The organism is Psychrobacter sp. NPDC078501 (assembly GCF_044900935.1).
Lineage (GTDB): Bacteria > Pseudomonadota > Gammaproteobacteria > Pseudomonadales > Moraxellaceae > Psychrobacter.
The window spans coordinates 103,365-115,686 of the sequence record NZ_JBJDOS010000004.1 but is presented as its reverse complement, the minus strand read 5'-3'; the positions used below and the strand labels follow the sequence as shown (position 1 = coordinate 115,686).

The 12,322-nt window shown below is 43.3% G+C and carries 10 protein-coding genes; 2 read left to right on the top strand and 8 right to left on the bottom strand.

Annotated elements, in window-relative coordinates:
• Positions 1-10: 10 nt before the first annotated feature.
• Complete coding sequence (locus ACI2IW_RS08725; RefSeq protein WP_404693389.1) at positions 11-631, bottom strand: GNAT family N-acetyltransferase; 621 nt, start codon at positions 629-631, stop codon at positions 11-13.
• Positions 632-846: 215 nt separating this feature from the next.
• Here ACI2IW_RS08725 and ribF point away from each other — a divergent pair, with 215 nt between their 5' ends.
• Positions 847-1,902, top strand: coding sequence for a bifunctional riboflavin kinase/FAD synthetase (gene ribF, locus ACI2IW_RS08720; protein WP_404693388.1), 1,056 nt, complete (start codon positions 847-849; stop codon positions 1,900-1,902).
• An 80-nt stretch (positions 1,903-1,982) separates the two neighbouring features.
• On the opposite strand, the gene ACI2IW_RS08715 is transcribed toward ribF, so the two are convergent.
• From ACI2IW_RS08715 to ACI2IW_RS08700, 4 genes are all read right to left on the bottom strand, one after another.
• Positions 1,983-2,222, bottom strand: a complete 240-nt coding sequence (locus tag ACI2IW_RS08715; protein ID WP_057761462.1) for a DUF2789 domain-containing protein — start codon at positions 2,220-2,222, stop codon at positions 1,983-1,985.
• A gap of 295 nt (positions 2,223-2,517) precedes the next feature.
• Positions 2,518-3,501, bottom strand: a complete 984-nt coding sequence (locus ACI2IW_RS08710; RefSeq protein WP_101205831.1) for a malate dehydrogenase — start codon at positions 3,499-3,501, stop codon at positions 2,518-2,520.
• Positions 3,502-3,877: 376 nt separating this feature from the next.
• Positions 3,878-4,558 carry a hypothetical protein gene (locus ACI2IW_RS08705; RefSeq protein ID WP_404693387.1) on the bottom strand — a complete coding sequence of 227 codons (681 nt, stop codon included), beginning with the start codon at positions 4,556-4,558 and terminating at the stop codon, positions 3,878-3,880.
• Between the two features lie 488 nt (positions 4,559-5,046).
• Positions 5,047-7,179 carry a transglycosylase SLT domain-containing protein gene (locus ACI2IW_RS08700; RefSeq protein WP_404693386.1) on the bottom strand — a complete coding sequence of 711 codons (2,133 nt, stop codon included), beginning with the start codon at positions 7,177-7,179 and terminating at the stop codon, positions 5,047-5,049.
• A 347-nt stretch (positions 7,180-7,526) separates the two neighbouring features.
• Between ACI2IW_RS08700 and miaB the strand changes: the two genes are divergently transcribed.
• Complete coding sequence (gene miaB / locus ACI2IW_RS08695) at positions 7,527-9,020, top strand: tRNA (N6-isopentenyl adenosine(37)-C2)-methylthiotransferase MiaB (RefSeq protein WP_404693385.1); 1,494 nt, start codon at positions 7,527-7,529, stop codon at positions 9,018-9,020.
• A 102-nt stretch (positions 9,021-9,122) separates the two neighbouring features.
• On the opposite strand, the gene ACI2IW_RS08690 is transcribed toward miaB, so the two are convergent.
• The 3 genes from ACI2IW_RS08690 to ACI2IW_RS08680 form a co-directional block, all read right to left on the bottom strand.
• Positions 9,123-9,359, bottom strand: a complete 237-nt coding sequence (locus tag ACI2IW_RS08690) for a hypothetical protein (protein WP_404693384.1) — start codon at positions 9,357-9,359, stop codon at positions 9,123-9,125.
• A 150-nt stretch (positions 9,360-9,509) separates the two neighbouring features.
• Complete coding sequence (locus ACI2IW_RS08685) at positions 9,510-10,724, bottom strand: RtcB family protein (RefSeq protein WP_404693383.1); 1,215 nt, start codon at positions 10,722-10,724, stop codon at positions 9,510-9,512.
• Positions 10,725-11,511: 787 nt separating this feature from the next.
• On the bottom strand, positions 11,512-12,240 hold the full coding sequence (locus ACI2IW_RS08680; RefSeq protein ID WP_404693382.1) for a LysE family translocator: 729 nt from the start codon (positions 12,238-12,240) through the stop codon (positions 11,512-11,514).
• Positions 12,241-12,322: the final 82 nt, after the last annotated feature.

The window sequence follows — 12,322 nt, the reverse complement described above, 5'->3', positions numbered from 1 at the left end:
GCATTTTAAGTTAAATTGTTTCAGACGCTTTATCTAAAATATCGTCTGACGTGACTGCTTTGCCAAGCATCACAACATCAGCGATAAACCCTTCCATATCGCAAACTTCGGGCATATAACCCCATTGTTCAAAGCCAAGCTTACGAAATAATCCTAAGCTTGGATGGTTATGAGCAAAGACAAGGGCAATGACATTTCGAATACCTAGGCGTGGTGCTTGCGTCAACATCCAACGGGTCAGCAAACTGCCTAACCCTTTGCGCTGATAATCTTGATTTAGATAGATGCTAATCTCGGTACTGATATGATAGGCCGTACGTGCGTACAAATCGCTAAAGCTGCCCCATGCGACTATCGGTGTTTTTGTTTGATCTACATCATCTGATAGTAATGCCTTGACTACATATATCGGTCTGGTTGCGCTATCCAAATGCTCATCAAACCAAACAGCACGCTCCTCTAGCGTAACCAATGCAAGATTGGCTGTTGCTTGTTTGCCCGGTATGCTTTGATTATAAATGGCTAAGACTTCTGCTAAATCTTCTTTACTTGCACGCTGCACAACGAACTGATCGGTGAGCTGATATGTCGATAATTCGGTTGGTATAGTATTTAAGGCAGCAGCAGACATAAGATCTCCATCGTTGTTGAGATTGTTGTTAGGATTGGTATTAGCATCATTGGCAATAAAGAATAGCTACCCTACGTGCCATACTTGCATTACACATAGACTATAGGATGTTAGTGTGGCTATTTTACTTTATAATGGCTGGTTTTAGACACATCAATTTTAAGCATAGATGTGTTTTTTCGTTTTTTATTTGGTCTCATCATAGCTGAAAACTTATGAAAACCTATTTTCTTGAGCAACTGATTTCGTCGCCACACACTTCATCTACGGACACTGTCCCAGTAGAGTTGGCATCTTGCGTGCTCACTATCGGCAATTTCGACGGTGTGCACCTTGGTCACCAAGCCATGCTAGCCCAAGTTCGTGAGATTGCACATACCCAAAACTTGGGTGCGGCGGTCATGATCTTTGAGCCGCAGCCACGCGAATTTTTTGCACCTGCTAAAGCGCCTGCGCGTCTGACGAATCTGGCAGAGAAGCAAGCACTGCTAGCAGAATATGGCGTTGAGGCGTTGATCGTAGCAGGTTTTGATACAGAATTTCGCTCGCTATCAGCACAAGCGTTTGCCGATATATTAGCCAAGCGTTTGAACGTAAAAGCATTGGTGCTGGGCGATGACTTTCGCTTCGGCCATGATCGTACTGGCGACAGTCAGTTTTTGCGTAGTTATGGTTTGGATGTGACCAACCTGCATACGGTTACTGATAGCGACAGTATTGATACGACCGATAACGACGCTGCCCGTATCAGCTCTACTCGTGTTCGTGACTTACTATTGGCAGGTGACCTTCAGGCGGCCAACAGATTACTTGGTCGTGACTATGCAATCACAGGAGTGGTTGTGCGCGGCGACCAGATAGGACGAACAATAGACTTCCCTACCGCAAATATCGATTTGCAACGTATAAAGCCTGCCCTGCATGGTATTTTTGCAGTCGATGTGGTGAGCTTAGATGATAATGGTAATATGATCGCTAATGGTTTGACTGCGCTTGCCACCGATGGTCATACAGGTGTTGCCGGATTGCGTCCGCATAGTTTGTTCGGCACGGCTAATATTGGCAAAAGACCTTCTGTTGATAAAGGTGATGACTGGCGACTAGAAGTCCACTTTCCACAGTTACAAGCTGACTTATACGGATTGAACTTACACGTACGTTTCCTACACTTTTTGCATGGTGAGCGTCGCTATGATGGAATAGAAGCATTAAAAGCAGGTATTCATCAAGATGTCGCAGATTTACTTGAGTGGCGCGAAAAGCAAATTTGATGTTTAGTGTTAGTCCAGACATAAAAAACCCCGCGATATTAAGACTATCGCGGGGTTTTTTATAATATCGTTATAAACTTCTATGCGTCAGGATGTAAACGGACATTTAGCTCATCGATGGTTTCTACCCATGCTGCATCTTTTTGCCATTCTTCCTGCAGGAACATACGCTGATTATCCGTCCAAATACTAGCCTCTGTTAGTTTTTCTTCGCTAGCTAATTGGTTTGCTGCGATAAAATTATCAATTGCTTCATCAGAGCTGTCGAGGCCTAACTGAGCAAATAACTCATTCATACTGTATTCTGGTTCACCCAACATAATTTTTCTCCTTAAATGGTACGAATATAGTCGTACTTATTGTTTAATGTGCTTATTATTCAAATTGACATATTCATTGTAACAAGCTTTATTTTAATAGCTGTTAATCAACGTTTATCTAACGTTATCAATTGTATTAACGGTAAATCGCTTTTACCAGTTTAAGAAAGAAACATAGGTTATTTTCACTTGCCTACTTCTCATAGACACAAAAAAGCCCTCATATTTCAGAGGGCTTTTTTATACTACTTATCTTTACTACTTAAATCATAGCTTACTGGATAGCAGCTTAGATTTACGGTAGTAAATGTGCTACTGCATCACGCTCTTCACTAAGCTCTTGCTCAGTGGCAGCCATTTTCTCTTTTGAGAAATCTGATGATACATCAACGCCGTCTACGATAGACCAGTCGCCGTTAGTGCATGTGCATGGGAATGAGTAGATCAAACCTTCAGCAATACCGTATTCGCCGTTTGAGTAAACGCCCATAGATACCCAATCGTTCTCATCAGTACCTAGTGCCCACGTACGCATGTGTGCGATAGCAGCGTTGGCAGCAGAAGCGGCAGATGATGCACCGCGAGCTTTAATGATCGCAGCACCGCGCTGTTGTACTTCTGGGATATAAGTCGCTTCGTACCATTCGCGATCAACTAAATCTAGCGCAGGCTTACCGTTTACTGTACAAGCGGTTAGATCTGGATACTGAGTTGACGAATGGTTGCCCCAGATGATCATTTTTTTCACGTCATTTACAGTGCTGTCAGTCTTGCCAGCCAACTGTGCCATAGCACGGTTGTGGTCTAAACGAGTCATTGCTGTGAAGTTGCGTGGATCAAGATCTGGTGCATTGCGCTGAGCGATAAGTGCATTGGTGTTGGCAGGGTTACCGACTACCAATACTTTTACATCACGGCTAGCGACTTCGTTCAATGCTTTACCTTGTGCTGAGAAGATCGCAGCGTTGGCTTCTAGCAAATCTTTACGCTCCATACCTGGGCCACGAGGACGTGCACCAACCAGTAAAGCATAATCGATATCTTTGAATGCGACATTAGCATCGTCAGTTTGGACGATACCAGCCAACAATGGGAATGCACAGTCTTCTAGTTCCATGACCACACCCTTTAGGGCGTCAAGAGCTGGCGTAATTTCAAGTAATTGCAAAATAACTGGCTGATCTTTACCTAGCATCTCGCCAGATGCAATACGAAATAGCATCGCGTAGCTGATATTACCAGCGGCACCAGTGACGGCAACACGTAAAGGCTGTTTCATTGACATTGAATACTCCCTAATTAATTATTAGATAATTCTAATGAACGATTATCATTTTAGATATCGACTTGTTTGCCGCATAGCAGCATGTATAAACCGAGAGCTAGTGTAGCACTTCATCGCAGTGACCGTCTAGATACAGTCATAGACCCGTCAGGGATTATATTGTTACATTTTATACGAGAGGAGATCTATAGAGGCTAAGCGCTTATGGATAAGGCGCTAGAGGGTTTTAGTACACGATAACTAAAGTACATTTTCACTGTGCTATACGTAGATATAATAGTCAAAATAGGCAATTTTCACTATTAGATTCGATTAAGCGAAATGAAAAATGGTATCAAAAAAGAGGTTTAAGCAGATAACTAAGTAAAGGTTATCGTCCACCTGAAATGATAAATTTACTGCCACAGCTGTCTACAACGTCATGACAAGTCCCAAAATCACTACCCTCATAACACACATGTATATCAGTGAGTATCGATTGGCGACGGCTACCTTCTTGACAAATGAGGTCCACACTATTGGAAGACATACCACTATTGAGACGGGTCATTTGACTGATAAATCGTGATTTGGAAACGGTATAACTATTACCCGTATTTAACTCGTTCGGTAATTTTAATCCACCTGCATAGTTAGTAATCTGGCGGAAGTAACTGCTGGCGCTAAGCGGACTACAGGCTCCATAGCGTTGCCACGTTTGGCTACGTACCGTTGTGTCAGGCATGATGCGGTTGACGACTTTTAGTTGTAGCGGTGTGAGACGTGGCTCACTACCACGACCGCAGCGCTCGCCATATCCCATATCCAGTCCAGATACGGTTAACGAATACCCTTCTAAACACTGACGCATACGTGCCCGCGTTGGCTGCATATTACATAGTGCTGGAGTCATCTCAATCATCAATACGCGCTGACCAGTCTTAACCGTGCTAGCCGCCTGTGCTGGTAGCAGTATAACGCCTTGTATAAGCAGTAAAGCGCCGAAGCTCATCGTCGCTTTAATACTACCTACACGGTGTTTGCTAGCCAAATCTGCACGCAATCGCATCATAGAGTTAGCAGCCTTATTGCTCAGGTCTGTATCCGTCTTTGTATTTGCCTTCGATAAAGAGCATATCCGATTAGATAACGAATATTTGGTTTTTGGCGACGTAGACAGACTAAAATATTTTTTGATCATAGGACTGAAGGCAGTTAGTTAGCAATGATAAGACATAGGCTATAACTTAAATCATTAGACGCGATACATGAAACACGCATTGACCTAAGAACAAGACTGAAAAATAGGGTTTCCCATTAAGGCAATGGTAACAAAACGTTTTTTTTAATCTATAGCAAAAACGTAAACGTTGACGACATCGTCAGGAAGCTCGATAAATGTTGATAAAGCACTGAAGTATAAATAATATGAAACTTACCTTAGCCAGATGAGTGCTGCTTGGGCAAATCAGAGTTGATTAATTGACAAAGCAAATTAGCAGATAAAAATAAACCACTAATAATAAATCATTAGTGGTTTATCAAATACCAGTTCAGTGATTAAAATCCAGCTGGCACCGTACCCATACGCTGAGTAATCGGCTGACCACGACCCAACAGACTGCTATAAATAGTGGCGTTTTCCATCACGTGTTTGACATAGTTACGTGTCTCAGGGAATGCAATCGACTCTACATATTGATCTGCGGCAAGTGAGCCATAAACTGGCTGCCAGCGTTTGGCGTTATTGGGACCAGCATTATAGCCTGCGGTTGCCAATACTGGCTGATAATTAAGTTTACCCAAGATATCACCCATATACCACGTACCATAGCGAATATTGGTATCGCCGCTGTTGGCACGGCTCGCACTATACGTCTCACCTAGATTACGAGCGATATATTTTGCGGTATCAGGCATAACTTGCATCAGTCCACTCGCGCCCACGTTTGAGCGCGCAGAAGATACAAAACGGCTTTCTTGACGCATAATACCGTACGCCCATGCTGGATCAATACCTGCTGACTCACTATAACGTACGACTGCGCTTTGATGCGGCATCGGATGCGAGAGTGCGAGACTATCCACCCTATCAGTATTATCAACTGCATAAATCGCTCGATCGAGCCAGCCCATATCATAGGCTTGACGAGCAGCGGCAATGATTAAATTGTCATCACGATTGTCACGAGCTTGCTTAACCGCCCAGTTCCACTCGCGATTGGCATAAGCACGACTAGCCTCAGAGTTGTACAACGCAAATGCACGAGCAAAGTTGGCATCTTGCATGACGCGCGCGCGATCAGCGGTACTGACATTAGGCAAATTACTACCGCCTAGGCGGCTAGCATCAAAACGCTGCCCTATTTTATCTTTTGCCATTAGACCATAGTAGTCATTACTTTTTGCTAAGTTCTGATACATTTTTTTGGACGTATTGCGCTTGCTACTATCGCTTGACTGCTCATACGCACGAGCTAGCCAATACTGCCACTGGGCTTCTTTTTGGATTTCGCCATCCATTTTTGAGATAGCCTCTACCACATCATCCCAACGACCGAAGCGAATCGCTGCCATAGCGTAATCTTCAGCTTCTTCAAAATTAAAGTCATTGTCTAAACTGTTGCGGAACCAATCGACTGCTTCAGCGTTAAAGCCATCGTCAGTGTTGTGATTCATACGCTGTACGCCAAGCGTACGATAAGCATAGCGTCGGGTTTCGTCATTCAACAATTTGACCGCGCGCTGATTGTCTTGTTTGATATCAAAGTCTAACTGTAGCGCCGCCTCACGATAAGACTTGTCAGCCATACGGCCGATTGCGTACATATATAGGTATTGATTAGTTTGGCTAGCAGGCTCACGACCAAAACGGCTAAAGAAAGAAGATGGGTTTAGCTGAATTTCACTGAGCGCCGAATAAGCAATTGGCGTACCAAGGCGTGATGACAATGCCATAATATCGCCAGTCTTGCCTTTGCGTAACATACGCTTGAGACGAGCCGCACGATCTTGATTACTAATCAGCGCGTTGTTGTTCATCTCCATCGCTAGCTGATCGCACAATGCTGGCTGCTTTTGGGTGGTCAGCCAAACATCAGATTTGGCTGCCATGGCACGCATGGTGTCACCACCATTATTAAACCCAAGCGCAACGGCACAGCGCTCACTGGCATCCGCATTGGTAATTAAATTCGCGACTTGACGTACTGATGCATAATCATTTGACCCCGCTTTGGTCTCCGCAAAATCCGCAACCAATTTCTCAGCCATAACCGTATCTGGATACTGACGCACAAACTGCGAGACCGCCGCTGAACTCTGTGAATTAAGATCTAGATTCATACGCCAATAAGTCGGATACATCGCAAACAAGCCGCCGCTCATGACTTGCTCATAGTTATAGAGCGCGCTCACATCACCGCGATCTGCGGCGATAGCAGCTGCCATAAATGAGTCAATACTACTGTCTTGCTGATAATCTTGTTGATAGTTACTTTCTTGTTGGTAGCTTTCCTCATCGCCCCACGTCAACTCGGCACAAGCGACTTGTGACACACCAAGTGCACTTACCGCTGTTGCCACGCTCAACGCGCTCAGCCGTAGCGTCCCTACTGTGATTCGCTTTGACGCGTGTTTTTGACTGATAGACTCTTCATCCTTGATGCTATGCGCAACACGCAACTTTGTCATACTGACTCTCTTTATGATATCTCTACAAATATGTGAATAACGGTTCGCTAAGTACCGCCAAGGGTATAGCAATCATCATACTATACTCATTGTGCTTTCAACTATCTCCTTTACCTTTTGTTAATAAATAGGACAGCACGGTGTAACATAGAAGTGATAACGAGCCGCAGTTTTTATGAATAGTAATATGAACGACAGTAAATAATTGATACTGCTATGAATTATTTATCATATTGACACCCTATCGCTCGTGCTAATTTTTCACATTGGCACAGGGTTGTGATAAAATACGCCACCTGTTAATCGGCTACTCCGCTATATTTTTGGTCAATCATGGACTTATCCTTATGAGTGTTACTGTATTCAATCCCCGCATCGATGACGATGCTGTTGCTGAGACGACTGTCACCGCACGTGCTGTCACTGCACTCAAAGAAGCAAGTTCAGCCCAAGCGCCCGTCGAAAAAGCAGCGACAAAAAAGGTCTTTGTCACGACTCAAGGCTGTCAGATGAATGTCTATGACTCTGGCAAAATGCTAGACGTGCTAGGCGACTCACATGGTATGGAGGTGACTCATGATATCGATGAGGCCGATGTACTACTGATGAACACCTGCTCTATCCGCGAAAAAGCGCAAGAAAAAGTCTTTTCGGAATTGGGTCGCTGGCGCAAACTAAAAGAAAAACGCCCTGATCTTGTCATTGGCGTCGGTGGCTGCGTCGCTTCACAAGAAGGCGATAATATTCAAAAGCGCGCGCCTTATGTCGATATGGTATTTGGCCCGCAAACCTTGCATCGCCTACCAGAGCTATATGACCAATCAAATGAGCAACGTGAAATCGCACCTAAAAATCGTATTGGCACAATTGACGTATCATTCCCTAGCATCGAAAAATTTGATTTCTTACCAGAGCCAAGAGTAGAAGGCTACAAAGCCTTTGTCTCTATTATGGAAGGTTGCTCAAAATATTGCTCGTTTTGCGTGGTGCCTTATACGCGTGGTGAAGAATTGTCTCGTCCACTTGATGACGTCTTGGCTGAGATTGACAGCCTTGCCGCACAAGGTATCCGTGAAATTAACCTGTTGGGTCAAAACGTCAACGGCTATCGCGGCGAAAAAGACGATGGCAGCATTTGCCGTTTCGCTGAGCTATTACACTATGTCTCGCATGTCGATGGTGTCGAGCGTATTCGCTATACGACTAGCCATCCGCTAGAGTTCACTGATGATATCATTGATGCCTATGCACAATTGCCGGAGCTAGTATCACACTTACATCTACCGGTTCAGAGTGGCTCAAATGCTATTTTGGCAGCGATGAAGCGCAACCATACGATCGATGTATATATCAATCAGATCAATAAGCTTAAAGCCATTCGTCCTGATATTCACTTATCGAGCGACTTTATCATTGGCTTCCCTGGTGAGACCGATCAAGACTTCCAAGATACGTTGAACTTGGCAAAAGAGTTGAACTTCGATCACTCTTACAGCTTTATCTACTCTAAGCGCCCAGGCACGCCAGCCGCTGAGTTGCCAGATGATGTAAGTTTTAAAACTAAAAAAGAGCGCTTAGCTGAATTCCAAAAAGTCATCATTGATTCGACACTTGCGAAAACACATGAGATGGTCGGCACTACGACTCGTGTCTTGGTTGAACAAGTTGCCAACCGTCATCCTGACTGCTTAATCGGTACTGCAGATAACACCCGTACCGTCATGTTCCCCCATGATATTGAGAAAATGGATGAGATGTTGGGTAAACTTGTGAGCGTACGTATTACTGATTTCGTCAGCCCGCACATGGTCAAAGGTGAGCTAATCGAAGTATTGGCATAGTGGTTAAGGCAACAATGGTTAAATTATAAATCTAAGTAAGAATAAAAAAAGCCGTTCACTATAATAGCGAACGGCTTTTTCGTGCGTGAATATTAATCCTCATTATTCTGATAACCAATCTGTCTTCCGTAGCTGCTGTTTGGTCTCGCGGCGGCGTTTTTTGCGGACAATATCGATATCTTCTTTTTCGTGAATACCACCTTTTCTTAATAATGGATCTAGTGCCAAATAGTTGCGCGGCTTGACTGTACCTAGCGAGTGTTGCACACCTGTCTCAGCTTTTTGTTCTAACTGCCGTTCAATTTGTTTGGCCTTTTTTAAGGTTTGTTTTAAGCTCATGTTTTTACCTATATTTTTAATAACTTTAAATCTGTTTTATATATTAGAATGACAGCATAGTGAGGTCACGACTAGGAAATCGAGCGCAAATAGTACACTTAGTACATTTAGCTCGATTGACACCGTCATGACTCGCTATGGTTTTATTCGTTAGCCTTTAATGCACATGACCTGCTTAAGCGTATGCACCACCTCAACCAAATCCGTTTGATTGGCCATCACTTCATCTATGTCTTTATAAGCGCCGGGTATCTCATCGATGACGCCTTTATCTTTGCGACATTCGACACCATCAGTCTGCGCTTTTAGCTCATCGATAGTGAATGCTCGCATAGCTTTACCACGGCTCATTTGTCGTCCTGCCCCATGTGAACATGAGCAAAACGATTCAGCTTCGCCAAGACCACGTACGATAAAAGACTTTGCGCCCATAGAGCCTGGAATAATACCAAGCTCACCTTCATAAGAACTGATCGCGCCTTTACGCGTCACGTAGACTTGCTCACCGAAGTGCACCTCTTCATTGACATAATTATGATGACAATTGATGGCTTCTTTGGTCAGCTGAAATCGTGGCAACCCCGCTTGTGGCGACTGCAATGACTTAATGACGAGACGCATCATCTCACGGCGGTTCTCAAGCGCGTAATCCTGTGCCCAGCCTACTGCTTCAACATAATCAGCAAAGCTATCAGACCCTTCGGCAAAGTAAGACAAATCTCGATCTGACACATGACCAAAGCGTGATTGACGTTCTTTTTTGGCAAGGTTGATGAAATAGCGACCGATACAGTTACCAATGCCGCGGCTGCCAGAATGCAGCATGACCCAGACATCATTTTTCTCATCCAAGCACAGCTCAATGAAATGATTGCCACCGCCGAGTGTTCCCAACTGCTTCGCCCATGTGCGCTCAAAACCTTTAAGCATTTTAAGCAAACCCGGGTGTTTATCAGTAATCGGTTTTAGGCGTTTACCTAACGGATCAAGCGTGGAGTTTTTGGCTTGAATTTGTTTGTGCATATTGAAGCCGACTGGCACTTGCTGCTCAACGATCGATCGCAATGACTTCAAACTGTCAGGCAAATCACTCGCTGTCAGAGACAAACGCACCGCGTTCATACCGCAGCCAATGTCCACACCGACTGTCGCAGGAATAATGGCAGACTTGGTCGGAATCACACTGCCGACTGTTGCGCCTTTGCCCACATGCACATCGGGCATCACTGCAATGTGTGAATGTACAAACTCTAGCTGGGCTAAATTGCGTAACTGCTGCATCGCACCTTGTTCAACATCCGAGGTATAAATCTTGACGGGTACGCCATGTTTACGATTTTCGTTTAATACTAATTGAATGCTCATAATTTATTATTTCCATTTTGTTATTTTTATAACCATGCATTTTCTATAATTCCCAGTTTTTATAATTTTTAGATATTACTTATCTGTCTCAATTAAACGAAACGTTTAATAAGAAATAAAATTAATAAATTATAAAACTTAGGTAATAAAAAACCGTATTCTTATTAATTAAAAAATCAATAAAAATGCATGGTTAATTTATTATGGACGTTTTAAAAAAATGACATAGATCAGAACCGTCGGCCACAGCGTAAATATTATACGCATAGAAAAGCTTTAGCTAAATCATAGCCTGAGTCGCTTTATTAGCAATAACGGTAAAGAAAAATGTTAGGTAAACAGATAACAGCAGGCGCAATATGGCTTAGCACAATCGCAGAGCAAATTTGGCACAGTAGACCTAGAAAAGAGATAGCGCAAGTAGATACAGAAGGCTATTCGTTGATATCGATAGATGGGATATCACTCAATAGCTTATATAAAAATTTAGCCAAACCTTTTCGAAGGTGTCATTGCTGTCATGTGGTTTACACATTTAATCTTTAAAAACGTCTTGGTAGTTATATAGGACACGATGATTCCTCCATAGGTTGTGGCTAATGTCAGGGCGACAATAACAGGTTAATTGAAACGATTTATCGCTTATGAAAGATAAGCGATATAAATCAATGAGCCAATAATAACGATTTAAAAATTAAAGTCAATAATTAATTTGGCTTGTATAGAAAATAATTTAATAAACGTGTGTTTAATTAATCACTTTGATTTAAAATCGTATCGGTAGTTTTTAAGCTATAAAACTATTTAACACTTCAGCCAATAAAGCAGCAGCGATAATTATAAATATCACCCCACAACCACGATTGAGCCATGCTAAGCGATTACCAACATCAAGCCAGCTTGCCAGCTTTTTGCCACCTAGCGTATATACGATTTGCCAAATGGTTTCACTCAAAAACAAGCCGATAGTCAATAGAACATATTGCGGCCATAGTGGCGCACTGAAATTGATAAATTTAGGGAAAAATGCCGCAAAGAACAAGATAGCTTTCGGATTAGATAATGATACCCAAACACCAGTACGAAACAAGGTAGTATTACTCGGCGCTATTTTAGTAGCGGCACTAGATAGTGAACGCGGCTGCGGTTTACTAGGTGCGCCATCAGTGGCAGCATAGTCTGCTGCTACCTCGGCACTCAACTCTTTAGCATCGCTCATCAAGCTACCGTCGCCAGCATTGCGCCAAGAGCTGATACCTAGATAGATTAAATACGCCGCACCCACGGCTTTGATAATCGTCAGTAGCCATGGTGACTGGCGACTAATTACGTCCAAGCCAAGCAGTGTCGATAACAGTAATGCAAACAAACCAAGGCTCAGACCTGCCAGCGTCCATAAGGTTCGTTTGACGCCATAGTTCATGCCATACTGAAATGCCAGCAGCATATTAGGACCAGGGGTCGCTGAGATAAAAAACGTACTTGCGAAAAACACTGCAAACAGATGCCAAGACATCAACCCACCCCTACTTTGTCATGTGTAAATGGTTCTAATACAAACGGCTATACGACTTAAATATGCGACTAAAAAATAAACA

What these genes read in the sequence shown, in the direction of transcription:
- ACI2IW_RS08725 (WP_404693389.1), bottom strand. Translation starts at nt 631, where the DNA reads ATGTCTGCTGCTGCCTTAAATACTATACCAACCGAATTATCGACATAT.
- ribF (WP_404693388.1), top strand. Translation starts at nt 847, where the DNA reads ATGAAAACCTATTTTCTTGAGCAACTGATTTCGTCGCCACACACTTCA.
- ACI2IW_RS08715 (WP_057761462.1), bottom strand. Translation starts at nt 2,222, where the DNA reads ATGTTGGGTGAACCAGAATACAGTATGAATGAGTTATTTGCTCAGTTA.
- ACI2IW_RS08710 (WP_101205831.1), bottom strand. Translation starts at nt 3,501, where the DNA reads ATGAAACAGCCTTTACGTGTTGCCGTCACTGGTGCCGCTGGTAATATC.
- ACI2IW_RS08705 (WP_404693387.1), bottom strand. Translation starts at nt 4,558, where the DNA reads ATGATGCGATTGCGTGCAGATTTGGCTAGCAAACACCGTGTAGGTAGT.
- ACI2IW_RS08700 (WP_404693386.1), bottom strand. Translation starts at nt 7,179, where the DNA reads ATGACAAAGTTGCGTGTTGCGCATAGCATCAAGGATGAAGAGTCTATC.
- miaB (WP_404693385.1), top strand. Translation starts at nt 7,527, where the DNA reads ATGAGTGTTACTGTATTCAATCCCCGCATCGATGACGATGCTGTTGCT.
- ACI2IW_RS08690 (WP_404693384.1), bottom strand. Translation starts at nt 9,359, where the DNA reads ATGAGCTTAAAACAAACCTTAAAAAAGGCCAAACAAATTGAACGGCAG.
- ACI2IW_RS08685 (WP_404693383.1), bottom strand. Translation starts at nt 10,724, where the DNA reads ATGAGCATTCAATTAGTATTAAACGAAAATCGTAAACATGGCGTACCC.
- ACI2IW_RS08680 (WP_404693382.1), bottom strand. Translation starts at nt 12,240, where the DNA reads ATGTCTTGGCATCTGTTTGCAGTGTTTTTCGCAAGTACGTTTTTTATC.